Source organism: Pseudomonas sp. K2I15 (assembly GCF_002204795.1).
GTDB lineage: Bacteria > Pseudomonadota > Gammaproteobacteria > Pseudomonadales > Pseudomonadaceae > Aquipseudomonas.
Genome location: NZ_NIXO01000067.1, coordinates 1 through 26,031 on the forward strand (window position 1 = coordinate 1; position 26,031 = coordinate 26,031).

The 26,031-nt window shown below is 59.0% G+C and carries 19 protein-coding genes, 4 tRNA genes and 1 pseudogene; 9 read left to right on the forward strand and 15 right to left on the reverse strand.

Going from position 1 to position 26,031, the window contains the following annotated elements; translation table 11 throughout:
• Positions 1-172, reverse strand: a pseudogene (locus CEC48_RS27005) (urocanate hydratase); the annotation flags it as partial.
• Between the two features lie 476 nt (positions 173-648).
• On the opposite strand from CEC48_RS27005, the gene CEC48_RS27010 reads away from it, so the two are divergent.
• The 3 genes from CEC48_RS27010 (at position 649) to CEC48_RS27020 (ending at position 4,138) form a co-directional block, all read left to right on the forward strand.
• Positions 649-1,779, forward strand: a complete 1,131-nt coding sequence (locus CEC48_RS27010) for a carbon-nitrogen hydrolase family protein (protein ID WP_088426505.1) — start codon at positions 649-651, stop codon at positions 1,777-1,779.
• Between the two features lie 4 nt (positions 1,780-1,783).
• Entirely contained in the window at positions 1,784-2,818 is a 1,035-nt protein-coding gene (locus CEC48_RS27015; protein ID WP_088426506.1) for an AraC family transcriptional regulator, read from the forward strand.
• A gap of 300 nt (positions 2,819-3,118) precedes the next feature.
• Positions 3,119-4,138 (forward strand): pyruvate dehydrogenase, encoded by a 1,020-nt coding sequence (locus tag CEC48_RS27020; protein WP_088426507.1) that lies wholly within the window; start codon positions 3,119-3,121, stop codon positions 4,136-4,138.
• Between the two features lie 144 nt (positions 4,139-4,282).
• Here the strand turns inward: CEC48_RS27020 and CEC48_RS27025 are convergent, their stop codons facing one another.
• The gene (locus CEC48_RS27025; protein ID WP_088426508.1) at positions 4,283-4,753 is read right to left on the reverse strand and encodes a MarR family winged helix-turn-helix transcriptional regulator; all 471 of its coding nucleotides are present in this window, start codon (positions 4,751-4,753) and stop codon (positions 4,283-4,285) included.
• Positions 4,754-4,898: 145 nt separating this feature from the next.
• On the opposite strand from CEC48_RS27025, the gene aceE reads away from it, so the two are divergent.
• Positions 4,899-7,568 (forward strand): pyruvate dehydrogenase (acetyl-transferring), homodimeric type, encoded by a 2,670-nt coding sequence (gene aceE, locus CEC48_RS27030; protein WP_088426509.1) that lies wholly within the window; start codon positions 4,899-4,901, stop codon positions 7,566-7,568.
• On the opposite strand, the gene CEC48_RS27035 is transcribed toward aceE, so the two are convergent.
• Both CEC48_RS27035 and CEC48_RS27040 read right to left on the reverse strand, forming a co-directional pair.
• Entirely contained in the window at positions 7,569-8,399 is an 831-nt protein-coding gene (locus tag CEC48_RS27035) for a DUF2242 domain-containing protein (RefSeq protein WP_088426510.1), read from the reverse strand. It abuts the gene before it with no gap.
• An 89-nt stretch (positions 8,400-8,488) separates the two neighbouring features.
• Complete coding sequence (locus tag CEC48_RS27040; RefSeq protein ID WP_088426511.1) at positions 8,489-9,388, reverse strand: LysR family transcriptional regulator; 900 nt, start codon at positions 9,386-9,388, stop codon at positions 8,489-8,491.
• 127 nt (positions 9,389-9,515) lie between these two features.
• Here CEC48_RS27040 and CEC48_RS27045 point away from each other — a divergent pair, with 127 nt between their 5' ends.
• From CEC48_RS27045 to nhaA, 3 genes are all read left to right on the forward strand, one after another.
• Positions 9,516-10,712, forward strand: a complete 1,197-nt coding sequence (locus CEC48_RS27045) for an MFS transporter (RefSeq protein ID WP_088426512.1) — start codon at positions 9,516-9,518, stop codon at positions 10,710-10,712.
• Positions 10,713-10,801: 89 nt separating this feature from the next.
• Complete coding sequence (locus CEC48_RS27050; RefSeq protein ID WP_088426513.1) at positions 10,802-12,130, forward strand: chloride channel protein; 1,329 nt, start codon at positions 10,802-10,804, stop codon at positions 12,128-12,130.
• A 112-nt stretch (positions 12,131-12,242) separates the two neighbouring features.
• A complete protein-coding gene (nhaA, locus tag CEC48_RS27055; protein ID WP_088426514.1) occupies positions 12,243-13,577 on the forward strand; it encodes a Na+/H+ antiporter NhaA in 1,335 nt (444 codons plus the stop codon).
• Between the two features lies 1 nt (position 13,578).
• Here nhaA and CEC48_RS27060 read toward each other — a convergent pair whose 3' ends face one another.
• From CEC48_RS27060 to CEC48_RS27110, 11 genes are all read right to left on the reverse strand, one after another.
• Positions 13,579-14,145: an adenylate kinase gene (locus CEC48_RS27060; RefSeq protein ID WP_088426515.1), complete on the reverse strand. Its 567-nt coding sequence runs from the start codon at positions 14,143-14,145 to the stop codon at positions 13,579-13,581.
• A 104-nt stretch (positions 14,146-14,249) separates the two neighbouring features.
• Complete coding sequence (locus CEC48_RS27065) at positions 14,250-16,124, reverse strand: SurA N-terminal domain-containing protein (protein ID WP_088426516.1); 1,875 nt, start codon at positions 16,122-16,124, stop codon at positions 14,250-14,252.
• Between the two features lie 230 nt (positions 16,125-16,354).
• On the reverse strand, positions 16,355-16,627 hold the full coding sequence (locus tag CEC48_RS27070) for an HU family DNA-binding protein (protein WP_003174819.1): 273 nt from the start codon (positions 16,625-16,627) through the stop codon (positions 16,355-16,357).
• Positions 16,628-16,773: 146 nt separating this feature from the next.
• The gene (lon, locus tag CEC48_RS27075; RefSeq protein WP_088426517.1) at positions 16,774-19,170 is read right to left on the reverse strand and encodes an endopeptidase La; all 2,397 of its coding nucleotides are present in this window, start codon (positions 19,168-19,170) and stop codon (positions 16,774-16,776) included.
• 151 nt (positions 19,171-19,321) lie between these two features.
• A complete protein-coding gene (gene clpX, locus CEC48_RS27080; RefSeq protein ID WP_003207856.1) occupies positions 19,322-20,605 on the reverse strand; it encodes an ATP-dependent Clp protease ATP-binding subunit ClpX in 1,284 nt (427 codons plus the stop codon).
• Between the two features lie 112 nt (positions 20,606-20,717).
• The gene (gene clpP, locus CEC48_RS27085) at positions 20,718-21,353 is read right to left on the reverse strand and encodes an ATP-dependent Clp endopeptidase proteolytic subunit ClpP (protein ID WP_003174822.1); all 636 of its coding nucleotides are present in this window, start codon (positions 21,351-21,353) and stop codon (positions 20,718-20,720) included.
• A gap of 92 nt (positions 21,354-21,445) precedes the next feature.
• A complete protein-coding gene (gene tig / locus CEC48_RS27090) occupies positions 21,446-22,756 on the reverse strand; it encodes a trigger factor (protein WP_088426518.1) in 1,311 nt (436 codons plus the stop codon).
• 403 nt (positions 22,757-23,159) lie between these two features.
• A tRNA-His gene (locus CEC48_RS27095) sits at positions 23,160-23,235 on the reverse strand.
• A gap of 82 nt (positions 23,236-23,317) precedes the next feature.
• Positions 23,318-23,402, reverse strand: a tRNA-Leu gene (locus CEC48_RS27100).
• Positions 23,403-23,455: 53 nt separating this feature from the next.
• Positions 23,456-23,531, reverse strand: a tRNA-His gene (locus CEC48_RS27105).
• A 32-nt stretch (positions 23,532-23,563) separates the two neighbouring features.
• A tRNA-Arg gene (locus CEC48_RS27110) sits at positions 23,564-23,640 on the reverse strand.
• Between the two features lie 230 nt (positions 23,641-23,870).
• Between CEC48_RS27110 and folD the strand changes: the two genes are divergently transcribed.
• Positions 23,871-24,725 carry a bifunctional methylenetetrahydrofolate dehydrogenase/methenyltetrahydrofolate cyclohydrolase FolD gene (gene folD, locus CEC48_RS27115; protein WP_088426519.1) on the forward strand — a complete coding sequence of 285 codons (855 nt, stop codon included), beginning with the start codon at positions 23,871-23,873 and terminating at the stop codon, positions 24,723-24,725.
• 208 nt (positions 24,726-24,933) lie between these two features.
• The gene (pbpG, locus tag CEC48_RS27120) at positions 24,934-25,866 is read left to right on the forward strand and encodes a D-alanyl-D-alanine endopeptidase (protein WP_088426520.1); all 933 of its coding nucleotides are present in this window, start codon (positions 24,934-24,936) and stop codon (positions 25,864-25,866) included.
• Positions 25,867-26,031: the final 165 nt, after the last annotated feature.

The following is a 26,031-nucleotide window of genomic DNA, read 5'->3' on the forward strand; positions in this document are numbered from 1 at the left end:
CACGGCCGATGCCGCCGTACACCACCAGTTCTTTCGGGTTTTCGGCCACCTGTGGGTCGAGGTTGTTCATCAGCATGCGCAGCGGCGCTTCAGTCAGCCAGCTTTTGGCGGTCAGCGTGTTGCCGCGAGCAGCGCGGATTTCGACGTCACGGTACTGGGTAGGCTTGGTCACAAAAAATTCCTCAACGATCAATGCGCGAACATGACTGGTGCGAAGAGATATTCATGGACTCTTACGCACACATCTCTACTTGTACATACAAGCATATGCAAGGTTGCTGCCAACTCGACGCATCGTTGTTCACAGAGACTTCTAAAGCGCGCAAACACTTGAGCTGCGCGGCCAGCCCTTCGCGAACCCATCGCGCGAATGACGCCCGGCGAGGAACTTGCGCACGGTATTGAGGCACAAAGTAACAATCCGCCAGAAGCTGGTGCGCGCACGAGTAACATCCCCCAGGCCTCGACGAGGGTGCGTGCACCGATGGCCACAACCCGTTACTGTCGACCCAGGAAAGATCCGGCCCGTGGCGAAAACACGCACTCAAGGCTTTTGAGATTTTCGTGCCAAACCACGGTTTTTCGTACCCTGCCCAGAAATTTGAGAGAAAATGCAAACCCAGCACACGGTCCGTTGTCATTTGCACCATGCGTAAACTTCTCGCTTTCACCCTGATCATGGCCCTGGTCGCCGCCGTCTCCGCCTATCTGGTCTGGACCCAGGAGCGCCCTGTGGGCCATTACCTGTCCGACCTGCGGATCAACCTGGCCGTCGACGAAGGCGTGCCTGCCGACCGCGGTAACCTGCTGGGCATCCAGCCGGAACTGTTCCCCGCCGACTACCAGAGCCTGGAACGCCTGCACCTGAAGCTTGCGGCCTATCTGCAAAAGGCCCGCGACCAGGGTTTGATCAACGACAAGACCATTGTGGTGCTGCCGGAACATATCGGCACCTGGCTGATGGTCAGTGGCGAGAAGAACGAGCTGTACCAGGCCACCAACCTTAAGGAAGCGATGAACTGGCTGTCGGCGAGCAACCCGTTGCTGTTCCTGCGGGCGTTGATCAGCGCCAAGGGTGATGACCGCACCGACGACGCCTACCTGCGCATGAAAGCCCCGGCCATGGCCCGCGACTATCAGGTGCTGTTCGGCGGCCTGGCCAAGGAGTTCGGCGTGACCTTGGTGGCCGGCTCCATCGCCCTGCCCAACCCGAGCGTAAGCCAGGGCCAACTGCAGATCGGCCACGGCGCGCTGTACAACACCAGCCTGGTGTTCGGCCGCGATGGTTTGCCGCTGGGCCAGCCACAACGCCAGCTTTACCCGATTTTCGATGAGCGCGGCTTTATCGAGCCCGGCGACGAAAACACCGTCCGCGTGGTCGACACCCCGGCCGGGCGTTTGGGCATCCTGATCGGCAGCGACAGTTGGTACCCCGACAACTACCGCAAGCTCAATGAGCAAGGTGCACAGTTGGTGGCGGTGCCGGCTTTCGTGATTGGCCGCGAGACCTGGGACAAGCCGTGGCGCGGTTTCAAAAGCGTGTCGACGCCACCGGAGATCAGCCTCAAGCCCGAAGAACTCAGCGAAGGCGAAGCCTGGCACCGCCTGACCTTGATCAGCCAACAACCCATCAGCCAGGCCACTGCCGGCATGAGCGTGTTCCTGCGCGGCCAGTTTTTTGACATGGGCAGCGCCGGGCAAAGCTTCCTCAGCAGCAACGGCCAGGTGTTCGCCGACGGCAATGCCCGCGGCGCGCGCCTGCTGAACGTGTGGCTGTAACACGATGAAACCGGTGCGGCTTGGGGATTTGTCGGTGGGCTTTGTCCACACCTTGGCCGATGCGATCCACAGCCATGGCCTGGACCCGCAACCGTTGCTGCTGCAATACGGCCTCGAGCCGGCGCGCCTGGCAGAGGCTGGCGCACGCTTGTCGATCCCGCGCTATATGCGCCTGGGCTTTGCGGCCATCCAACTGACCGGCGACCCCAGTCTGGGCCTGCGCATGGGCCAGCTCAGCCGCTTGAGCCAGGCGGGCCTCGCCGGAGTCACCGCCGCCCAGGCGCCCACCGTGCGCGAAGCCGCCCGCACCCTGACACGCTTCGAAGCATTGTACGGCTCCAACTATCGCGGCCAATCGAGCTTTCACGAGGACGCTGACGGCGCCTGGCTGCGCTTCTATTCCATCAGCCCCTACAACGCCTACAACCGCTTCGTGGTGGACTCGATCATCGCCGGCTGGCTGCATCAATTGTCGAGCCTGAGCCTGCAACCGGTGCAAGCGCAGCGCATCGAGATCGAGTTCCAGGCACCCGACTACAGCGAGCGCTACGGCGAGCTTTGGGACTGCCCGATCCAGTTTGGCGCCGAGCACAACCAATTGCGCCTGAGCCAGCAAACCCTGGCCATGCGCAACCCAGAGCATTGCCCGAGTACCTGGCAATTGCTGGTGCAGCTGTGTGAACGGGAACTGGAGCAGTTGACGCGCACCCGCAGCCTGCGCGAGCGCATTACCCGGTTGCTCGGGCCGATGCTCAATGGTGGCCGGGAACCCGACCTGGAAGAAGTGGCGTCACGTTTGAAACTGCCGACCTGGACCTTGCGGCGCAAGCTGGCGGAAGAAGGGACTCAGTTCCGGGCGATTCTCAACGACACTCGCCGCGACCTGGCCATGACCTACATTCGCGATACCGAACTGGCGTTCGGTGAAATTGCCTATTTGCTGGGTTTTGCCTCAGCGGAAGCCTTTCAACGAGCCTTCAAGCGCTGGAACAGCCAGACCCCAGGGGAATTTCGCCGCAGTCAGCGGCATTCCGCCTGACGTCTGTTTTACAGCTCGGTGGCATCATCGGCCGGATCCAGCGGATCCAGTTCAAAAGCCTGGTACTCCAGCAGTTCTTCCTGGTAATCGTCCATGGTTGGCTCCTTGTTTTATGAAAAGGGGTTGCCTAATGACCGGCACAACCAGCCTAAAGTGCCGTCATGACGAAAAAATGTCGGGGGCATGACGTTCCTGCACTTCAAGATTAAACGTAGCAGCGTTGGGCTGATTTAGCTGGATGAATTTTAGATGCAACTGCAATCATTGCAATTGCAATCATAGGCCGAATTCCATTAGGGTATGGGCACCCGTTGCCAAGCGACCCTGCTCATGACTACCAGCACCGAACGCTCCGCCCTGATCTGTATCGACGCCTTGAACGCAGCGCAGCAACACCGCTGCTCGCCCCTGTATAGCGTGATGACAATGGCCAATACGCTGGAGTGTTGCCGACAGGCGTGGGTGATTCGCGGCCAGTCACGGTCCCGCAGGGTGATGGACTGGCCCACCTGGTTTGCGCGCAATACCGGGGAAAAACCCATGTTGTACCTGCACACGGCGGCTTCATCGGCGCAGTTGCGGGCGCTGTCCAGCGAGACCCGCCAGCGGGGCATCTTGTGCAACGACAGCGAAACCCGCGTGTCTGCGTCACTACCCTTGTGGCTGGCCAGCAATCCTCACTGCACACCGTATGACCCGGCCTCCGGCGAGGAAACCCGGGCGATTGTGCTGGCGGGTTTGCAGGCGCTGTATGTCGACGGTAAGCCGGGGTTTTATTACCTGGCACTGCACGATCAACACGACGGGCCGGGGCTGAGCCCACAGGATCGTGACGATGCACTCAAGGGCATGTATCGGGTGCGGCGCTCGTATACGAGTGAGTTGCGCGTACGCCTGCTGGGCGCGGGTCGGGCGTTTGAAGAGGTTGTGCACGCAGCGCAGTTGCTCGAATCCGATTGGAACATAGAGACGCAACTGTGGAGTTGCCCCAGCTACACACGGCTGGCCCGTGAAGCGGATGCGGCGCACCGCTGGAATCGCCTGCACCCTTTGGCACCGAAGCGCAGCTGCCATCTACAGGATTGCCTGGCCGGGGATGACGCGCCAGTGATCGCGGTCACCGGGTATCCGCAGCCAATCGTCGATCAGTTGGCGGGGCATATGGATGTGCGGTTTGTGGCGTTGGGGGCGGGTTCGGTGGAAGCGTCAGCGCCCAGTCGCTATTGGATTGCCGTGCTGGCATTGAAGGCGCTGGCGGATGACGGCCGTATCAACGCAGAACAGGTCGAAACCGCCCTGCATCGGTATCACCTGAAATGACGATCTGCAATCCATCACAGATCAAATGTGGGAGCGGGCTTGTTCGCGAAGGCGGTGTGCCTGTTGATAGTTCTTTCGCTGACACGCCGCTTTCGCGAGCAAGCCCGCTCCCACACTGGATCTGCGTCGCCTGGAGTATTTGCTTCAGGGCTTACGCCGGCCACGGGTCTGTACGCCCGCCTCCATCGCCAACCCTGCGGTGCGCTCCAACGCCTCGGCAAAGCCCCGGCGCTGCTCGCTGTCGAGCTGCGACAAAAACAATTCATCCACGCTGCTTTCGTAGATTTTCCACATCTTTTTACGCAGCACCCGGCCCTCGTCAGTGATCGAGACGAAGGCTGCGCGCCCGTCACCGTCGGAGCGCGAACGCACCACCAGGCCGTCCTTTTCCAGGCGGTCTACCAGGCGCGTCAGGTTGTAGCGCTCGATGGCCAGCACATCAGCCAATTCGTGCATGCGCCGGGTGCCATCGGGGCCGCTTTCCAGGCCCCACAGGGCGTCGTACCAGGCGTAAGGCGGCAACCCGGCATCGGTCAGGCGCCGTTCGATTTCACGGATGACCGTCCTGTGGGCCCGAACAAAACGGAACCATACATCAGGCTCTTTCGACGACATGCAACACCATCCGGGGAATTTCAAGAAGGTTGCAATAGTAGCTCATCCCGCGCTAGATTCAGCCATGTAGTTGCAATTGCAACTACATTCGCAAAGCTCCCACAAGGAGCCCACACGTTGAAATCCGTCCACCCTGGAGCCTGACATGACCCCGAACACTGCAGTACGACTCGACGACGATCCACAGGAAACCCGCGAATGGCTGGAGTCCATCGAATCGGTGCTGTCCACCGAGGGCCGCCCGCGCGCGCATTACCTGATTGATCAGTTGCTGGATTTCGACGTGGCGCGGCATGGCGACTTCTACGGGCGGGTGACCACGCCTTACGTCAACACCATCCCGGTGGACCGCCAGTTGCCCTACCCCGGCAACCTGGCCACCGAACGCCGGCTGAATGCGTTTATCCGCTGGAACGCCATGGCCATGGTGCTGCGCGCCGGCAAACATTCCGGCGTGGGTGGGCATATCGCGACGTACGCGTCGGCCGCCGTACTGTATGACGTAGGCTTCGACCACTTCTTCCGTGGCCGCACCGACAGTTTTGATGGCGACCTGGTGTACATCCAGGGCCACTCGTCGCCGGGGATTTATGGCCGGGCGTACCTTGAAGGCCGGGTCAGCGAGGCGCAGCTGGACAACTTCCGCCGGGAAGCCGGTGGTGACGGTCTGTCGTCCTATCCGCACCCTCGGCTGATGCCGGACTTCTGGCAATTTCCGACGGTGTCCATGGGCCTCGGGCCGATTACCGCCGCGTATCAGGCGCGCTTCATGCGCTACCTGGAGTTCCGCGACCTCAAGCAGCACCAGGGCCGCAAGGTGTGGGCGTTCCTCGGTGATGGCGAGATGGATCAACCGGAATCCCTTGCGGCGATTTCCCTGGCCGGGCGCGAGAAACTCGATAACCTGATCTTCGTGGTCAACTGCAACCTTCAACGCCTGGACGGCCCGGTGCGCGGCAATGCCAAGGTGATCCAGGAATTCGAAAGCCTGTACCGCGCCGCCGGCTGGAACGTGATCAAGGTGATCTGGGGCGGCGGCTGGGATGCGCTGCTGGAAAAGGATAAAAGCGGCTTGCTGCGCCAGCGCATGATGGATTGCGTGGACGGCGACTATCAGAACTACAAATCGCAAAACGGCGCTTACGTGCGGGAACACTTCTTCGGCAAATACCCGGAGTTGCTGGCGCTGGTGGCGGATATGTCCGACGACGATATCTGGAAACTCTCACGGGGCGGCCATGACCCGGACAAGGTCTACAACGCCTATGCCGCCGCCGTGCGCCACAGCGGCCAGCCGACGGTGATCCTGGCGAAAACCGTCAAGGGCTTCGGCATGGGCGAGGCCGGTGAAGGCCAGAACATCAACCACCAGCTGAAAAAGATGGGCGCGGAGGCGGTCAAAGCCTTTCGAGATCGCTTCGGGCTGGAAGTGGCCGACGATCAACTCGCCGAAATCCCTTACCTCAAACCCGCGGCCGGCAGCGAAGAGGCGCGCTATTTCGCCGCGCGCCGCCAGTCGTTGGGCGGCTACGTGCCGGCCCGCCATAGTGCGGTCGAGTCGTTGAAGATCCCGGAACTGGAAGCCTTTTCCACGCAGCTAAAGGACACCGGCGAGCGCGCTATTTCCACCACCATGGCCTTTGTGCGCATCCTCGGCACGCTGCTCAAGGACCCGAACCTGGGCAAACTGATCGTGCCCATCGTGCCGGACGAGTCGCGCACCTTTGGCATGGAAAGCCTGTTCCGCCAGATCGGCATTCACTCCGCCGTCGGCCAGCTCTACACCCCACAGGATGCAGGCCAGCTTTCCTACTACAAAGAGAGCAAGGACGGACAGATCATGCAGGAAGGCCTGAATGAATCCGGCGCCATTTCCTCGTGGATCGCGGCGAGTACGTCCTACGCCAACCACGGCTTGATGACCGTGCCGTTCTACATCTTCTATTCGATGTTCGGCTTCCAGCGGGTCGGCGACCTGGCCTGGGCCGCAGGCGATGCGCGGGCGCGTGGCTTCCTGCTGGGGGCGACTGCCGGGCGCACGACGCTGATGGGCGAAGGGTTGCAGCATGACGATGGCCACAGCCATGTGCTGTCGTCGGTGATTCCTTGCTGCATTTCCTATGACCCGACCTTTGCCTTCGAGCTGGCGGTGATCATTCGCGAGGGCATGCGCCGCATGTACGTCGAGCAAGAGGACATTTACTACTACATCACCCTGCTCAACGAAAACTACCCGCACCCGGCGATGCCCGAAGGCGTCGAGGACGGGATCCTGAAGGGCATGTATCGGTTGAAGGCGGCTGAAGACACCGCGCAACCACGGGTACAACTGATGGGCAGCGGTTCGATCCTGCGGGAAGTGCTCGCCGCCGCCGATTTGCTGCGCGACGACTTTGCCGTGGCCAGCGATGTGTGGAGCGTCACCAGCCTGACCGAGCTGCGCCGTGAAGGCCATTGCGTGGAGCGCTGGAACCTGCTGCACCCGCAAAGCGAACCGCGTACCAGCTATGTCGAACAGTGTCTTGAGGGCCAGGCCGGGCCTGTGGTGGTTGCGACCGACTATATGAAAATCTTTGCTGACCAGATCCGCCCGTTCGTGCCGGGCCGGCGCTTTGTGGCGCTGGGCACGGATGGCTTCGGGCAATCGGATACCCGCGAAACCTTGCGCGAGTTCTTTGAGGTGGACCGCCACTTCATTGCACTGGCGGCCCTGAAGGCGCTGGCAGATGACGGCCTGATCAGCCGCACCAGGGTGGCGGAAGCAATCAGCCGCTACGGGATCAACGTCGACAAGGCCAACCCCGTAGCGGTGTAGTTACTGCGCAGGCGTCGGCAGGGGCGGAATCGCTTCGGTCGGCGCCGGCAGTGTCGGGGTTGTGGCCTCTGGCGCAGGTGCCGGGGTTTCCTTGGGAGCAATCGGCGCAGGCTCTGCCGGCGGTACAACCGGCTCCGATGCCGCAGGAACAACCGCAGGCGTCACCGGGGCCGCCGGTGTGGCGGGCACTTCTTTTGGCGCTTCTTTAGGCGCCTCAACCTTATCGGCCGCCGGAGCGGCCTTCGGTTCCGGAATGCCCAGGTCAGCCTTGGGCTTCTCTGGAATATGCGCAGCCTTTTTCACTTCCTGGGGCAGGAAAACGTCCACCAGCGCGAAATAACGCTCATAGAACTTCGGCGCCGACACCGTCTCGCTGGCCACCTTGACCATCGAATCATCGGTGGAGCCAATCGGCATCGACACCGAGCCCAACACACCCACACCCAGGCTGGCGGAGTTGTTGACCTTCTTCAGCGCATAGCGGTCCTGCAAGGCGTTGGCGAACATCGTCGAGTGATGATTACCGCTGCCATCGTCGGCACACACCACGTTAAAGCTGATTTGCAGGTGAGTTTCGCCGGTCTGCTGGAAGCTCTTGTTACCCACCACCAGCTTCGGATCGCTGCTGGTGATGATGTAACCCTGGCTCAACAGCGCACGCCGCGCCGCTTCGCAGGCTGCGGTGTCACTGACCGGGTAATCACGGGAAAACGTACCGGAGTCGTCGAAATTCTCATGTTCATAAATAGCGGTCTTGGGTGACGAGCAGCCCGCAGCGCCCGCCAGCACCAGCGCCAGCCCGAGGCTACGCAAGTGAAATGATGTCGACATCGAAAATCCTGAGGAAAACAGTCAGGGCGGTATTGTGCAACAGAACGTGGCCTTGGCGCGCGAATTCCTGTCGGTAAAACGTCACAGCCTTACGGGACGGTGTCTGCAGGAAAAAGCCGCTCGCCCATATGGTCGATAAACACGCGTAACTTCGCTGAGGCATGGCGACTTGATGGCCAGAGCATCCAGAAACTGCCGTTGTGTTCCAGGTAATAGTCCAATACCCGTTGCAGGCGGCCCTGCTCCACTGATTCGCGGACCATAAAGTCCGGCAGGCAAGCAATGCCCAGGCCCTCATGGGCCACGTGCATCAGCGATTCGATGGTGGTGGACACCAGCGGTGCACGCAGGGTCGGCGCAGGCTGGCCCGGTTCCGGGCGCAGTGGCCAGGCTTCCAGCTTGCCGGTGGCGCAGAACTTGTGGCGCAGGCAGGCGTGATGGTTCAAGTCCCGGGGCTGGCGCGGTGTGCCGTGCAGGCGCAAGTATTCGGGGGAAGCCACCAGCACCAGGCGGTAATAGCCGAGGTGACGTGCCATCAAGCGTGAGTCCTCGGGTTTGCCGGTACGGATCACGGCGTCGAAGCCTTCTTCAATCACGTCCACCATGCGGTCGGAGAAGTCCACGTCCAGCTCGATCTCTGGATAGGCCCGCATGAAGTCCGTCAGCACCGGCATCAACAGGCTGCGCACTTGCGGCAGGCTGACGCGCAGCTTGCCCCTTGGCGTGGCGGATGCCTGGCTCAGCTCCTGTTCGGCGGCCTCGACCTCGGCCAGGATGCGCCGGGAGCGTTCCAGAAACAGCGCGCCCTCGTTGGTCAATGTGATACTGCGGGTACTGCGATGGAACAGCCGCACACCCAGGCGCTCTTCAATGCGCGCGATGCTTTTGCCAATGGCCGAGGAAGACACCCCCAGCAGGCGCCCGGCCTCGGTAAAGCTGCGGGTTTCCGCCACCTGCACAAACACTGAAATACTGCCGAGGCTGTCCATCGTCTCGCTCCCAAGGATTGCGGACATTGACGTCCGATAAGTTCGGAACCTTAGCCTGTTTTTCTACACCGCGCAGCACCCTACTCTGGCTCCCTGCCCTTTCGTCTGAAACCCGGAGCCCAGAAACATGAGCGACAGCGCCTTACCTTCCACTCCCCTTGCGGCGAGCCATGAACGACTGCCCCTGGGCGGTTTGCTGGCACTGGCTACCGCCGGTTTCATCACCATCCTCACAGAGGCGATGCCGGCTGGCCTGCTGCCGCAAATGGGCGCCGGCCTCGGCGTGTCCGAAGCCTTGGTGGGCCAGCTGGTGACGCTCTACGCCCTCGGCTCGCTGCTGGCCGCCATTCCGCTGACCATCGCCACCCGAGGCTGGCGCAGGCGGCCTTTGCTGATGATTGCCATCGGCGGGTTTGCCTTGGTCAATAGTGTGACGGCGTTTTCCAGCGATTACCTGCTGACCCTGGTGGCGAGGTTCTTCGCCGGCGTGTTCGCGGGATTGCTTTGGGCACTGCTGGCCGGTTACGCGAGCCGCATGGTTGCGCCGCACTTACAAAGCCGGGCGATTGCCGTGGCCATGCTTGGCGCGCCGCTGGCATTGTCACTGGGTGTGCCCGCCGGGACATTCCTGGGCACCACGGTAGGCTGGCGCCTAAGCTTTGCGATCATGACAGGCCTTACCGTTCTGCTGCTGGCCTGGGTACGCTGGCAGGTCCCGGATTTTGCCGGGCAACAAGCGGAAAAACGCCTGGGATTACGTCAGGTGCTGACACTCCCGGGGATTCGTCCGGTGCTGTTTGTGACCTTCACCTACGTGCTGGCCCATAACATTCTCTACACCTATATCGCGCCGTTCCTGGTGCCTGCCGGGATTGCCGCAGACATCGACAAGGTGTTGCTGGTATTTGGCCTGGCGGCGCTGCTGGGCATCTGGATTGTCGGCGCGCTGATTGATCAGCGGCTGCGTGCCTTATTGGTAATCAGCTGCGGGATGTTTGCACTGTCGGCGTTGGCGCTGGCGTTCTGGCTCACCTCCTCCGCCGTCATCTACACCACGGTGGCATTGTGGGGGCTGGCATTTGGCGGCCTGCCGGCATTGCTGCAAACGGCGCTGGCCAAGTCGGCCGGGGATTCAGCCGATGCCGCACAGTCGATGCTGGTCACCGTGTGGAACCTGGGCATCGCCGGTGGCGGGCTGCTGGGCGGCATGTTGCTGCAAGGGTGGGGAGTCGGCTCGTTTCCATGGGCCATCGTCGGGCTGTTGCTGCTGGCGTTGGCCGCGACGCCAAGGGCGCCTGAACTGCCCAAAGGCACTTCTTCATGAACACCCGCCAAAAGACATTTGGACGGTGCCCGGTAGCCGGTTAGTCTTGCCGTATCTACCACGCCAAAACTTAACGGGGGCTCGCTCAGGTGATCAGGCCGGGAATTCTGTTGCGCCGTCGCTTTACCTCCATCCGATGGCGCACCCGCGTAACACTCTGGGCGGCCGCGACGATTGCCGGATTGCTGGTTGTGATGTTCGCCAGGCTGGCAGACCTGGCACTGACACAGTTTGCGCAGCAGACTGCCGACCGTCCCTGGTTGCCTTTTATCTACACACCACTGGTGGGCATGCTGGTGGTGTGGCTGACCACGCGTTTTTTTGCCGGTGCCCAAGGCAGTGGTATTCCTCAGGTCATCGCCGCTACCCGCCAGGCCCACAAAGGCTTGCCCGTCGACAAACTGGTGTCGCTGCGCATTGCCTTTGCCAAGATAGGCCTCGGCACACTGGCGCTGACCGGCGGTTTTTCAGCCGGGCGTGAAGGGCCGTCGGTTCAAGTCGCGGCGTCAATCATGCATTTCTTTCACCGCTATCTGCCCAACGCACGAATCATCCGCAGCGAAGACCTGATTTTGGCCGGCGGCGCGGCCGGCATAGCGGCCGCGTTCAATACGCCTCTTGCGGGCGTTGCGTTTGCAGTCGAAGAATTGGGGCGCAAGCTCGAAACCCGGACCAGTGGTGTTCTGCTCAGCACCATCATTCTGTCGGGGATGGTCGCTATCGCCTTGCAGGGAAACTACAACTATTTCGGTCACTTCGACGTTCAAGCGATCAAGCTCGACATCATCATTCCAGTACTGGCCACCGGTATTGGCTGTGGCCTGCTGGGTGGCCTGTTCAGCCGAATGTTGCTTTGGCCTCAGCGCCATCATCGGTTTGTGCTATGGGAATGGCGCCGTGCTCATCCGGTCTGGTTTGCCGGGGCCTGTGGGATGGTGGTGGCGATTCTGGGCTGGCTCAGTGGCGGCATGTCGTTTGGCAGCGGCTACGGTATTACCTCGCACATCATCGCTTCCGATGTAGGCCTGCCCTGGCACGCGCCGATCACGCGCTTTCTGGCGACCGTGGTGACCTACTTTTCCGGAATACCCGGCGGTATCTTTGCCCCATCCCTGGCCGTAGGCGCCGCTGTTGGTGCCAACGCCGCGGACCTATTCGGCCTGGCCGCTCAACCGATGATCGCCCTCTGCATGGTGGGTTTCCTGGCCGCCGTTACACAGTCCCCGATCACCTCGGCAATCATCGTGATGGAGATGATCGACAGCCACGGGATGGTGATCAGCCTGATGGCCGTTGCGTTGCTGGCTAAAGCCGTCAGCTCAAGGATGGGCCCCGAGCTTTATCAGCAACTGGCGCGCGGCTTTCTACAAGCCCCCACCCATGAGGTAGCGGCTGAAAAGGCCAGGTCAGCGACATGATTGTTTACATATTGCCCGCGAGGTTCCTATCATCGCACCGGGTGCGCTGCTGCATACGGCACAGCGCAGGTTAAAGGATAAGCATTGGTCGGGCCGCCAATGGAGACTTGTCGTGCCTGATAAACACCCTGCAATTCCTCGCCCCCAGGTTTTGGTCGAAGGCGCGCTGTCTGCGCTGGAGCGGTTTTCACGGATCGAAGCAGTCAGCGGCATCGTGTTGCTGCTGGCGGCGATCGTCGCGCTGATCTGGGCCAACAGCCCCTTCGCCAATTCCTACGAACACTTCTGGAACACCCCATTCACTATCGGGCTGGGGGACTTCACGGTCTCGCGCTCCTTGCACTTCCTGGTGAACGATGGGCTGATGACCATCTTCTTCCTGGTGGTGGGCGCCGAGATTCGCCAGGAGATCAGGGACGGCGCACTCGCCAACCTGAAACTCGCCACCCTGCCCTTGGGCGCGGCACTGGGTGGCGTGCTGATGCCGGCGCTGATCTACACCCTGCTCAATCATGGCACCGAAGCGGCCAGCGGCTGGGCGGTGCCCACGGCCACCGATATCGCGTTTGCCGTGGGCGTGCTGGCGCTGTTGGGTAAATCCATTCCGGCTGGCGTGCGCATCCTGTTGCTGGCGTTGGCGATCATTGATGACATCGTCGCCATCCTGATCATTGCGATTTTCTATACCGCGAGCCTGGACTACATGGGCCTGGTGATCGCGGCCTGCGGGCTGGCGCTGGTGCTGGTTTTTCAGCGGATGGGGATTGGCAAGGCCGCTATGTACCTGCTGCCGGGGGCGATTGTCTGGTTTGGCCTGCTGAAGATGGGTGTACACCCGACGCTCGCGGGCGTGATGCTTGGCCTGATGACGCCTGTCACATCCAGGCCCACCCGGGAACGCCCTCTCGACACCATCGGGCGCACGTTTAATGAGCTGATGGACCGGCTTTCGCAATCAGCTGAAAGCGCACATCAGGTCGCTAAACCGTTGAAGCAGTTGCGACAGGCCCAGCGGGAAATGTTGCCGCCGGTGCAGCGAATTCAAGCCGGGTTACACCCGTGGGTGGCCTTCGGCGTCATGCCGCTGTTTGCCCTGGCTAACGCAGGGGTGAGCCTGCAAGGGTTCAACCTGGACGATCCGCTGCCTCACGGTGTGTTCATGGGCGTCATCTTGGCGCTGGTGCTCGGCAAGCCGCTGGGTGTGATGCTGGCCAGTTTCGTGCTGGTGAAACTGAACATCTGCAAACTGCCGGACGGCGTAACCTGGAACGGCGTCGCCCTGGTGGGACTGCTGGCGGGGATTGGTTTCACCATGTCGATTTTCATCTCGTCGCTGGCCTTCTCTGATCCGACGCTGCTCTCGGCTGCCAAGCTGAGTGTGCTCACCGCTTCATCCCTGGCGGCAGTGATTGGCCTGACGTGGGGCAAGCTCAAGTTTGCTCGTTGACTCAATCGCGGGTTGATTGCTGTGGAGTCAAACCGGAAATCGCGGCGGCTACTTTTGTCACCATCTCTGCGACCGCGATTTCCCCGTTCAGTCGAATGGCGGGTGTAGTCAGTTGCTTGAGCCACAGCTCATGCCTGGGCCGGCTACGACCCGCCCGGGTGCCGGCCTCATAGCTTTCAGCCCATATGAGAAATTTCTGGTGGTTCTCATGCATATCGCCGCCCGGCAAAATCCGCGAGCCAAACCGTTGCGACTCCCGCGATTTCAAGCGCTCGATTCGCAGTGCCGTTGGCGTGTCAATGAAGACCACCAGGTCCGCATTTTGAATCACCTCGGCGCCCCAGCCATCCATTGAACCGGACAGCACCCAAGACAACTCAGCCAGCGCTTGAGCTAACAGCACCACCCGCTCTTCGGGTGGGCGCGATTTCTCAAAGGGAGGATCGGTGGGGTACCAGTAATAATCATCGACATCCACATGGGGCACGTGAAGCCTATCCGCCAATGCGATACCCAAGGTACTCACGCCTGCGCCCGAAGCTCCGCTGATATAAATCCGTTTGCTCACGGCGTGATCTCCTGAACGATCGACTAAACGCTCCTGAATACTACGGATAAAAAAAGACCCCGGCCTCTTCAGGCCGGGGTCTTTTTATTCAGGCTGTTACGAGATCAGAACTTCTTGATCTCAGCCTTGGTTTCCAACTGCTTGCGATAGGCGGCGAAGTCTTGCTGGCCGATACGCGAGGCGAGGAAGCGGCGGTACTGAGCCTTCTCGTCATCGGTCGGGGCAGCGGCTTCATTGACCGCGTTCAAGCGCACGATCATCAGGCTACCGTCTGGCAGGGTCACACTGGTGAAGGTCGGCTTGTCCTTGGCCGCAGGCTTTGGCATGCGGAACAGGGCTTGCAGTACAGCCGGCTCGATACCTTCCTGGCCACGGGTGGCCGCTTGGGTGACTTTCCAGGCCTGGCCATCAATCGGCTGGCTCAGCGGTGTCTTGCCATCACGCAGGCTGGCAATCAGCTCGTCCGCGTGAGTCTTCGCCGCAGCGCTTGCGCGCTCCTTGGTCAACTGGGCACGGATGGCAGTGGCAACGCTTTCCAGCGGCAACTGGGTAGGCTTCAAGTGCTCTTTGGCACGCAGCACCACGATGGTTTCCGGATCCAGCTCGATGGCGGTGCTGTTGGCACCTTCATCCAGTACTTCAGGGCTGAATGCAGCGGTTACCACGGCACGGTTTGCAGCGATGCCTTCGCCACCTTCACGGCCAAACGGCGCGGAGGTGTGCACGGTCAGCTTCAGGTCCGACGCAGGCTGGGCCAGGTCGGAAGCTTCGAATGCAGCGTCTTCCAGTTGCTTGGTCGCGTCAACGAAACGCTGTTCAACCTGCTGGGTCTTGAGCTCGCGGGTCAGCTTGTCTTTCAGGCTGGCGAACGATGGCACTTCTGGTGCTTCAACGCCCAACAGCTTGATCAGGTGCCAGCCGAAGCTTGAACGGACCGGTGCCGAGACCTGGTCCTTGTTCAACGCGTACAACGCGGTTTCAAAGGCTGGGTCGTAGACACCAGGACCTGCGAAACCGAGGTCACCGCCGTTGTTCGCAGAACCCGGGTCCTGGGAGAACTCTTTTGCCAGGGCTTCGAACTTCTCGCCCTTGGCCAGGCGTGCCTGGATCTCTTCGATCTTGGCCTTGGCTTGTTCGTCGGTCGTCTTGTCGTTGACTTCAATCAGGATGTGCGCCGCGCGACGCTGTTCAGCGAGGTTGGCGGTTTCTTTCTGATAGAGGGCTTGCAGCTCATCGTCCTTCACGGTGACCTGGTCGAAGAAGGAAGCCTTCTTCAACTCCAGATAGTCGATGACCACCTGGTCCGGGGTCATGAACTCTTTGGCGTGTTGGTCGTAGTAAGCCTTGACCTCGTCGTCGGTGAGTTTCACCGCCGCAGGGTTGGCCTTGATGCCGACGGTGGCGAAATCGCGGGTCTGTTTTTCCAGACGGGCAAAAGCCAGCACTTCGGCGTCGGTGACAAAACCGCTGCCGGCAATGCCTGCACGAACCTGGCCGATCAGCATTTCCTGGCTCAGCATCTGACGAAATTGCATACGGCTGTAACCCAACTGACGGATCACCTGGTCGAAACGCTCAGCGTTGAACTGGCCATCCACCTGGAATTCCGGTGTCTGCAGGATCACTTGATCCAGCGCAGCTTCGGAGAAAGCAAATTTCGAATCGGCTGCGCCTTGCAGCAGCAGCTTGCGATCGATCAGGCTTTTAAGCGCGGCGTCACGCAGCAGCTTTTCGTCCAGCAAGGAAGCATCAAAGTCCTTGCCCAGCTGTTGCATCAGCTGACGACGTTGCATGTCGACCGCCTGGCCCAGTTCGCTTTGGGTGATTTCTTCACCGTTGACCTTGGCCACGTCCTGCTTGTTGTTGGTCGAAGCCTGAAAAATAGCCTCGATACCGGTGAACGCCATCAATGCGACGATGATCCCGATAATGGTCTTGGCAATCCAGCCTTGTGAATTGTCCCTGATATTCTGCAGCATGCGTCCCCCAGAAACGGTTGAACTTCAAAATTAGGCAACCGTGGAGCGTGGGTAGAGTCCGGATAGAAGAAAGGCGCATCCGAGGATGCGCCTTCTCGTAACTGGCGGAGCGGACGGGGGTTTGAACCCACACCCCCGGCGTGGCGACCCGATGGATACTGGGGTCAGCTGCCGCTCCGCTGCCAGGTCAGACCTGCGTCCGACCCGGATGGGTAAGGCTTGAGTGAAGCTTAGTTAACCGCTTCTTTCAGGGCTTTACCGGCTTTGAAGCCTGGTTTTTTGGCAGCGGCGATTTGCAGAGCCTTGCCAGTCTGTGGGTTACGGCCAGTGCGAGCTGGACGATCGGTCACAGAGAAAGTACCGAAACCAACCAGTACCACAGAGTCGCCGGCCTTGAGAGCGCCAGTGACGGATTCGATTACTGCGTCCAGCGCACGGCCAGCAGCGGCTTTCGGGATATCAGCAGATGCAGCGATAGCATCAATCAGTTCCGACTTGTTCACTCTAAGTCCCCTTATATCTATTGAGTATGATTCTAAGTTTTTTGGTGAAAGCAAAAACCAGCGCTGAATGGCCTACAGACACTTAAGAGCCGCTTTATAACAAGGGCTCTAAAAAGCTGTCAAGGAAGCCCCCAGGCTTAAACGTATTAATGCGTGCTAATTCTTTCCTTAGAGTCAGTCTCGCGTTTTTCGTCCTTTGCAACTATCTCCGGAACCACATCCGGCAAGGGCTCCGGCGCGTATTGCAGCGCAATTTGCAGGACCTCGTCAATCCATTTAACCGGTTTAATCTGCAGATCCTGCTTGATATTGTCAGGAATCTCCTTCAAGTCGCGAACATTCTCTTCAGGAATGATCACGGTCTTGATACCACCACGGTGTGCAGCCAGCAATTTCTCTTTGAGGCCACCAATGGCCAGTACCTGGCCACGCAAGGTGATTTCCCCGGTCATGGCAACATCGGCGCGCACCGGAATGCCAGTAATGGCTGATACCAGTGCCGTGCACATGCCTACGCCAGCGCTAGGGCCGTCTTTCGGGGTCGCCCCTTCCGGCATGTGGATGTGGGTGTCGTGCTTCTCATGGAAGTCCAGGGGGATCCCCAGGCTCTTGGCGCGGCTGCGCACCACGGTCTGCGCGGCAGTGATGGATTCGACCATCACATCACCCAGTGAACCGGTCTTGATCAGTTGCCCTTTACCCGGGATCACGGCGGCCTCGATGGTCAGCAATTCGCCGCCCACTTGGGTCCACGCCAGGCCTGTGACCTGACCCACCTGATCCTGCTGCTCTGCCAGGCCGTAGCGGAATTTACGCACGCCCAGGAAGTGTTCCAGCAGGTCGGCTGTGACCTTCACCGAGAAGCGTTTTTCCAGCGCATGTTCTTTCACTGCCTTGCGGCAGATCTTCGCCAGTTGACGCTCAAGGCCCCGTACACCGGCCTCGCGGGTGTAGAAACGAATGATGTCGCGGATCGCGTCAGCATCAAATTCGATCTCGCCTTTTTTAAGGCCGTTGGCCGTAATCTGCTTGGGCGAGAGGTATTTGACAGCGATGTTGATCTTCTCGTCTTCGGTGTAACCCGGCAGACGAATCACCTCCATCCGGTCCAGCAAGGCAGGTGGAATATTCATCGAGTTGGAGGTGCACAGGAACATTACGTCGGACAGGTCGTAGTCGACTTCGAGGTAATGGTCGTTGAAATTGTGGTTCTGCTCGGGGTCGAGTACTTCCAGCAAAGCAGATGCCGGATCCCCACGCATGTCGCTGCCCATTTTGTCGATTTCATCGAGCAGGAACAGCGGGTTGCGCACACCCACCTTTGTCATCTTTTGAATCAATCTTCCTGGCATCGAACCGATATAAGTCCGGCGATGGCCACGAATTTCCGCTTCATCACGCACGCCACCCAAGGCCATGCGCACGAATTTACGGTTGGTGGCGTGAGCAATCGACTCCGCCAGCGAGGTTTTACCCACACCAGGAGGACCGACCAGGCACAACACCGGACCACGAATCTTCTTCACGCGCTTTTGCACGGCGAGGTATTCGAGGATGCGTTCTTTGACTTCTTCGAGGCCGTAGTGATCGGCGTCAAGGATATCTTCGGCGCGGGTCAAGTCCAGGCGCACTTTGGTCTGGGCCTTCCACGGCACCTGCACCAGCCAGTCGATATACGAACGAACCACGGTGGCTTCGGCCGACATCGGCGACATTTGCTTGAGCTTGTTCAGCTCGGCGGTGGCCTTGGTCAAGGCGTCTTTCGGCAGGCCGGCGGCATCGATGCGCTTTTTCAGCTCTTCGATTTCGTTGTGGCCTTCCTCGCTGTCACCCAGCTCTTTCTGAATGGCCTTCATCTGCTCATTCAGGTAGTACTCGCGCTGGCTGCGCTCCATTTGCTTTTTGACACGGCCGCGAATGCGCTTCTCAACCTGCAGCAGGTCGATTTCGGCATCCAGCAGCGCCAGGACGTGTTCGACCCGGGCCGACAAATCGATAATTTCGAGAATGTCCTGCTTCTGCTCGATTTTCAGCGCCATGTGCGCGGCCATGGTGTCGACCAGGCGGCTTGGCTCATCAATGCTGTTGAGTGAAGAGAGGACTTCTGCGGGGACTTTCTTGCCCAGTTGCACGTATTGCTCGAACTGGGACAGCAGGCTGCGAACGAACACTTCGGACTCGCGCTCAGGGGCGTCGACTTCGTCGATCAGCGCCACTTCGGCACGCAGGTGACCGTCCACTTCCATGAAACGCTCGACCGCACCGCGCTGCTCGCCTTCCACCAGCACCTTGACGGTGCCATCAGGCAATTTGAGCAGTTGCAGGACAGTTGCAACGGTACCAACGCGATACAAGGCATCTTCGCCCGGATCATCGTCAGCAGGATTTCTCTGGGCCAGCAGCAGGATCTGCTTGTCGCCCGTCATCGCGGCCTCGAGGGCTTCGATAGACTTCTCGCGCCCCACGAACAGCGGGATAACCATGTGCGGATAGACGACGACATCACGCAACGGCAGGAGAGGCAATTCGATGGTTGTCTTCATGATTTCGCCTCTATGACAGATGAAAGTAAGCTTGAAACCAAGATGGGGGCTGCCTGCAAAAAAAACAAGCGTAATGGCATCAGTTAAACGCAGTAAAAACAAAGGGGCCCCTTAAGGCCCCTTCATTTTGTACAGCTCGGCGGTGCAACGCTTACGCGTCTGGCGCAGCCTTGGCAGCCGGCTCACTGTTTTCGTAGATATACAGTGGCTTGGACTTACCTTCTATAACGCTTTCGTCGATCACCACTTTACTCACCTCGGACTGCGAGGGGATTTCGTACATGGTGTCGAGCAGTACGCCTTCGAGGATCGAGCGCAAACCACGGGCGCCTGTCTTGCGCTCCAGTGCCCGCTTGGCCACCGACTTGAGCGCGTCAGCACGGAACTCGAGGTCCACACCTTCCATCTCGAACAGCTTGGCGTATTGCTTGGTCAGGGCGTTTTTCGGCTCGGTGAGGATCTGCATCAACGCAGCCTCATCCAACTCGTCCAACGTCGCCAGGACCGGCAGACGGCCAACGAATTCCGGGATCAGACCGAACTTGACCAAATCGTCAGGCTCGACTTCACGCAGGGACTCACCGACTTTCTTGCCCTCTTCCTTGCTGCGTACTTCTGCACTGAAGCCAATGCCACCACGGGTGGAACGGTTTTGAATAACCTTTTCCAGACCGGAGAACGCACCGCCACAGATGAACAGGATGTTGCGCGTATCAACCTGAAGGAATTCCTGCTGTGGATGCTTGCGGCCGCCTTGTGGCGGTACGGAAGCAACAGTACCTTCGATCAGTTTCAACAGCGCCTGCTGCACGCCTTCACCGGAAACGTCCCGGGTGATCGACGGGTTGTCGGATTTGCGCGAAATCTTGTCGATTTCATCGATGTAGACAATGCCCATCTGGGCCTTTTCCACGTCGTAGTCGCATTTCTGCAGCAGCTTCTGAATGATGTTCTCGACGTCTTCACCTACGTAACCGGCCTCGGTAAGAGTGGTTGCGTCGGCGATGGTGAAGGGAACGTTCAGAAGGCGAGCCAGGGTTTCTGCAAGCAGGGTTTTACCCGAACCTGTAGGACCGATCAGCAAGATGTTGCTTTTGCCGAGTTCGACATCGTCACTTTTCTTGTCACGCTGGTTCAGACGCTTGTAGTGGTTGTACACCGCTACGGCCAGAACCTTCTTTGCACGCTCTTGACCAATCACATACTGATCAAGGATGCCGCTGATTTCTTTAGGCGAAGGCAATTTATGCGCGCTGCTTTCGGCCTGGGCTTCCTGCACCTCCTCACGGATGATGTCATTGCACAGGTCGACGCACTCGTCGCAGATAAAGACCGAGGGGCCGGCAATCAACTTGCGTACTTCATGCTGGCTTTTGCCACAGAAGGAGCAATAGAGCAGCTTGCCGTTGTCCTCGCCGTTGCGGGTGTCAGTCATTCGTTCGATCCAAATCCGATAGGCTTGCAACACAAGATGAAGGCTATTGAGGGCTTTTTCAAGCCCACTGGTGGTCGGACCTGCCGACCAGCCCTATTTTGAGCTGCTTATATTAAGCGGGGCGCTTTTCGATCACTGCGTCGATCAACCCGTATTCACGAGCCGCTTCGGCGCTCATGAAGTTGTCGCGGTTGGTGTCGCGCTCGATCTCTTCCAGGGTGTGCCCGCTATGCTTGGCCATCAGCGTGTTGAGACGCTCACGAATAAAGAGGATTTCCTTGGCATGGATTTCGATGTCCGATGCCTGGCCCTGGAAACCGCCCAGTGGCTGGTGAATCATCACACGTGAGTTCGGCAGGCAGTAACGCTTGCCCTCAGCACCAGCGGTCAGCAGGAAAGCACCCATGCTGCACGCCTGACCGATACAGGTGGTCGATACGTTCGGCTTGATGAACTGCATGGTGTCGTAGATCGACATGCCAGCCGTTACCGAACCGCCCGGGGAGTTGATGTAGAGATGGATGTCCTTGTCCGGGTTTTCCGCTTCAAGGAACAGCAGCTGCGCACAGATCAGGTTGGCCATGTAGTCCTCTACCGGACCAACCAGAAAGATCACTCGCTCCTTGAGCAGGCGCGAGTAGATGTCATAGGCGCGTTCGCCACGAGCAGATTGCTCGACAACCATCGGGACCAGGCCGCCAGCGGCCTGGATATCAGAGTTCTGCTGAATATACGAATTACGGAACATGCTCTGCAGTTACTCCCAAATAGTCATGTCTTGAATACGCATAAGCCAGCGCGAGGCTGGCTTATGGGTGTATTTTCAAACGAGTTGAGCGATCAGTCGGCTTGTGCTGCTTCAGCCGGCTTGACTGCTTCTTCGTAAGAGACCGCTTTATCGGTCACCTTAGCCTTCTGCAGAACAGTATCCACAACTTGCTCTTCCAGCACAACCGAACGCACTTCGTTCAGCTGCTGGTCGTTCTTGTAGTACCAGGACACAACAGCCTCAGGCTCCTGGTAGGCCGAAGCCATTTCCTGGATCATTTCACGAACGCGGGTTTCGTCAGGCTTGAGGTCGAATTGCTTGACCACTTCAGCCACGATCAGGCCCAGTACAACGCGGCGCTTGGCTTGTTCTTCGAACAGCTCGGCCGGCAGTTGGTCTGGCTTGATGTTGCCACCGAACTGCTGAACAGCCTGCACGCGCAGACGGTCAACTTCGTTGGACAGCAGGGCCTTAGGCACTTCGATCGGGTTGGCGGCCAGCAGACCGTCCATCACCTGGTTCTTGACCTTGGATTTGATGGCCTGACGCAGTTCACGCTCCATGTTCTTGCGAACTTCGGTGCGGAAACCTTCGATGCCAGTTTCCTTGATGCCGAACTGGTTGAAGAATTCTTCGTTCAGTTCTGGCAGCTTAGGCTCGGAAACGGTGTTGACGGTCACGGTGAACTCGGCGGTTTTGCCCGCCAGGTCCAGGTTCTGATAGTCAGCCGGGAAAGTCAGGTTCAGAACGCGCTCTTCGCCGGCTTTAGCGCCAACAAGGCCGTCTTCGAAACCAGGGATCATACGGTTGGAACCCAGCACCAGCTGAGTGCCCTTGGCGGAGCCGCCAGCGAATGCTTCGCCGTCAACCTTGCCAACGAAATCGATGTTCAGCTGGTCTTCGTTCTGGGCAGCGCGATCGGCTACTTCAAAACGAGTGTTCTGCTTGCGCAGGATTTCCAGCATGTTGTCCAGGTCCGAATCAGCTACGTCAGCGCTCAGGCGCTCGATAGCGATGGAGTCGAAACCGGCAACGGTGAACTCAGGGAACACTTCGAAGGTTGCGATGTATTCCAGGTCCTTGCCTTTTTCCAGCACTTTCGGCTCAACCGAAGGAGCGCCGGCCGGGTTCAGCTTCTGCTCAACCACAGCTTCGTAGAAGGAAGACTGGATGACGTCGCCTACTGCTTCCTGGCGCGCATCAGCTTCATAACGCTGACGAATCACGCTCATTGGCACTTTGCCCGGACGGAAGCCGGCAATCTTGGCCTTTTGGGCAGTCTGCTGCAGACGCTTGTTGACCTGAGTCTCGATGCGCTCAGCCGGCACGGTGATGCTCATGCGGCGCTCAAGAGCAGAAGTATTTTCAACAGAAACTTGCATGGATATTCCTCGTTGCACAGACGTTAGCCGGCCGTTTCCGACCCCAGAATCAAGGGCATGCATTCTAGTGGGTCAAACTCAAGAAGTCACCCTACTGAAAACGGGTAAAAAAACAGCAGGCAATTTATAGGTGCGAATGCACGAGTGCACCTCGCCCCGGTAGCAAATACATCCCATCACGCCAGGGCTCTGCGCCAACCCTTCTATATATAGAAGCGGTTGCCGATCATCTCCCTGACAACCGGCCCTGCGAGCAAGACCAGCGGGCAGCGCGGCATCATCGAGCAACATAAATACGACGAAACGCCCTGCCCTTGCAGCCCAGCACCTGCGACCGCGTTGAAACTTCAAACCGCTGAAACAAAAAAGGCGCCAGACTATTAATCTGGCGCCTTTCGAAATATGGGGTGGACGAAGGGGATCGAACCCTCGACAACGGGAGTCACAATCCCGTGCTCTACCAACTGAGCTACGCCCACCATATTGCGTGACCAAAAAGCCTGTCAAAACGGCTATTTGTTGAGCTTCGGGACGACCAGCAGGCCTTCACGAAACTTTATTTGGTGCGGATGAAGAGACTCGAACTCTTACACCTTGCGGCGCTGGAACCTAAATCCAGTGTGTCTACCAATTCCACCACATCCGCATGAAGCTCTTAAAGCAAAGGCGCCAGACTGTTAATCTGGCGCCCTTTAAATATGGGGTGGACGAAGGGGATCGAACCCTCGACAACGGGAGTCACAATCCCGTGCTCTACCAACTGAGCTACGCCCACCATATTGCGCTACTTGTGCCAAAGCTGCCTAATGGCGCACCCGGCAGGACTCGAACCTGCGACCATCCGCTTAGAAGGCGGATGCTCTATCCAGCTGAGCTACGGGCGCCTTATTAATCTGTACTCTTGGAGGATTACAAACTAACCAGTGCTAGGCTGTGCCCGACAAGTGCGACGAATAGTATAGATGCCCCCGAAACCCGTCAAATCCTTTTTATAAAAAATTCATTTTATTTAAGGGGTTAGGGGAATTTGCAGACCAAGCGCCTTTGCCCTTGCGCCATGGCATGCGAGAATGCGCGCACTTTTCTTCCCCCTCTCGATGGTTAATCACGCGTAATGACTGCACAACTTATCGACGGCAAATCAATCGCCGCCAGCCTGCGCCAGCAGATCGCCAAACGAGTCGCCGAGCGCAGCCAACAAGGCCTGCGCACGCCGGGCCTCGCGGTGATCCTGGTCGGCAGCGATCCTGCCTCTCAGGTTTATGTCTCGCACAAGCGTAAAGACTGTGAAGAGGTCGGCTTTATTTCCAAAGCCTACGACTTGGCTGAAGACACCACCCAGCAGGCCCTCACCGACCTGATCGACAGCCTCAACGACAATCCGGCCATCGACGGCATTCTGTTGCAGCTGCCATTGCCCGGGCACCTGGACGCGTCCAAATTGCTCGAACGCATCCGCCCGGACAAAGACGTCGACGGCTTCCATCCTTATAACGTCGGCCGCCTGGCCCAGCGTATCCCGCTGCTGCGCCCATGCACCCCGAAGGGCATCATGACCCTGCTGGAAAGCACCGGCGTCGACCTGTACGGCCTGGACGCAGTCATCGTCGGCGCATCGAACATCGTCGGTCGCCCGATGGCCATGGAGCTGCTGCTGGCCGGCTGCACCGTGACCGTCACCCATCGCTTCACCAAGGACCTGGCCGGCCACGTTGGCCGCGCCGACCTGGTAGTAGTCGCTGCCGGCAAGCCGGGCCTGGTCAAGGGTGAGTGGATCAAGGAAGGCGCCATCGTGATCGACGTGGGCATCAACCGCCAGGAAGACGGCAAGCTGGTGGGCGACGTGGTGTACGAAACCGCCCTGCCCCGTGCCGGCTGGATCACGCCGGTACCGGGTGGCGTTGGCCCGATGACCCGCGCTTGCCTGCTGGAAAACACGCTGTACGCAGCCGAAACCCTGCACAGCTAATAACCAGCCGCTCTGAAAAAGCCCTGCCTTATTGCAGGGCTTTTTATTGGCCGGATAAAAAGTACTTTTTTCTTTGTTTTTAAGGGGTTTCATCTGTTTTCAGAAGAACATTCGACAGTTTCTGATCCATACTCCTAAAATGTAACGGCATTTATCAGAAAGCCCGTTGAAGAACGGTATATCCCTACTTTTTAGCGAGTTCATCCGCGTGAAAATTCATCTTTCCCTCATCAGCCTATTTTTTGCATTTACAGGCACCTTCGCGAGCGCAAGCGAAACCACTACCGCCCCTCGCGACATGTCCACCCTGCACATCGCCTCCGGCAGTGCGATGGTGGTAGACCTGCAGACCAACAAAATCATCTATGCCAGCAACCCGGATGTCATCGTGCCGATCGCCTCGGTGAGCAAGCTGATGACCGGCCTGATCGTGCTGGAAGCCAAGCAGAACATGGATGAATACATCGACATCAACATCAAGGACACGCCAGAGATGAAAGGCGTGTTCTCCCGGGTCAAGATCGGCAGCGAGATGCCGCGCAAAGAGATGTTGCTGATTGCCCTGATGTCCTCGGAGAACCGTGCCGCCGCCAGCCTCGCCCACCACTACCCGGGTGGCTACCCGGCGTTTATCGCCGCGATGAACGCCAAGGCCAAGGCGCTGGGCATGACCAGCACCCACTATGTGGAGCCTACCGGCCTGTCGATCCACAACGTGTCCACCGCCCGCGACTTGAGCAAGCTGCTGGCCGCCGCACGCAAATACCCGATGCTCAGCCAGTTGAGTACCACCAAGGAAAAGACCGTATCGTTCCGCAAACCCAACTACACCCTGGGCTTCTCCAACACTGACCACCTGATCAACCGCGCCAACTGGGACATCAAGCTGACCAAGACCGGCTTTACCAACCAGGCCGGCCACTGCCTGGTGCTGGTGACCACCATGGGCAATCGCCCGGTGTCGCTGGTGATCCTCGACGCCTTCGGCAAATTCACCCACTTTGCCGATGCCGGCCGCATCCGCAGCTGGGTCGAGACCGGCAGAAGCGGTTCGGTACCAGACGTCGCGTTGCGCTACAAGGCTGACAAGAACCTGAAGAACCGCCCGCGGGCGAATGTTCAGGTCACCGAGTCCCACTGATAGGTAAATAGCCACATTAAAAACGGCGCCCTTGAGCGTAATGCCGATCAGTTAAGCCCTCTTGCTTGACCTTTGGCCGCAAGAAATCAAAATCCGATGCCTGTATTGGCATCGGATTTTTTTATGCGTCTCGCTCGGGCACTGGAACTGACTCACAACATCGCC

What these genes read in the sequence shown, in the direction of transcription:
- CEC48_RS27015 (WP_088426506.1), top strand. Translation starts at nt 1,784, where the DNA reads ATGAAACCGGTGCGGCTTGGGGATTTGTCGGTGGGCTTTGTCCACACC.
- CEC48_RS27045 (WP_088426512.1), top strand. Translation starts at nt 9,516, where the DNA reads ATGAGCGACAGCGCCTTACCTTCCACTCCCCTTGCGGCGAGCCATGAA.
- lon (WP_088426517.1), bottom strand. Translation starts at nt 19,170, where the DNA reads ATGAAGACAACCATCGAATTGCCTCTCCTGCCGTTGCGTGATGTCGTC.
- CEC48_RS27035 (WP_088426510.1), bottom strand. Translation starts at nt 8,399, where the DNA reads ATGTCGACATCATTTCACTTGCGTAGCCTCGGGCTGGCGCTGGTGCTG.
- CEC48_RS27040 (WP_088426511.1), bottom strand. Translation starts at nt 9,388, where the DNA reads ATGGACAGCCTCGGCAGTATTTCAGTGTTTGTGCAGGTGGCGGAAACC.
- clpX (WP_003207856.1), bottom strand. Translation starts at nt 20,605, where the DNA reads ATGACTGACACCCGCAACGGCGAGGACAACGGCAAGCTGCTCTATTGC.
- clpP (WP_003174822.1), bottom strand. Translation starts at nt 21,353, where the DNA reads ATGTTCCGTAATTCGTATATTCAGCAGAACTCTGATATCCAGGCCGCT.
- CEC48_RS27065 (WP_088426516.1), bottom strand. Translation starts at nt 16,124, where the DNA reads ATGCTGCAGAATATCAGGGACAATTCACAAGGCTGGATTGCCAAGACC.
- CEC48_RS27010 (WP_088426505.1), top strand. Translation starts at nt 649, where the DNA reads ATGCGTAAACTTCTCGCTTTCACCCTGATCATGGCCCTGGTCGCCGCC.
- tig (WP_088426518.1), bottom strand. Translation starts at nt 22,756, where the DNA reads ATGCAAGTTTCTGTTGAAAATACTTCTGCTCTTGAGCGCCGCATGAGC.
- folD (WP_088426519.1), top strand. Translation starts at nt 23,871, where the DNA reads ATGACTGCACAACTTATCGACGGCAAATCAATCGCCGCCAGCCTGCGC.
- CEC48_RS27020 (WP_088426507.1), top strand. Translation starts at nt 3,119, where the DNA reads ATGGGCACCCGTTGCCAAGCGACCCTGCTCATGACTACCAGCACCGAA.
- CEC48_RS27025 (WP_088426508.1), bottom strand. Translation starts at nt 4,753, where the DNA reads ATGTCGTCGAAAGAGCCTGATGTATGGTTCCGTTTTGTTCGGGCCCAC.
- aceE (WP_088426509.1), top strand. Translation starts at nt 4,899, where the DNA reads ATGACCCCGAACACTGCAGTACGACTCGACGACGATCCACAGGAAACC.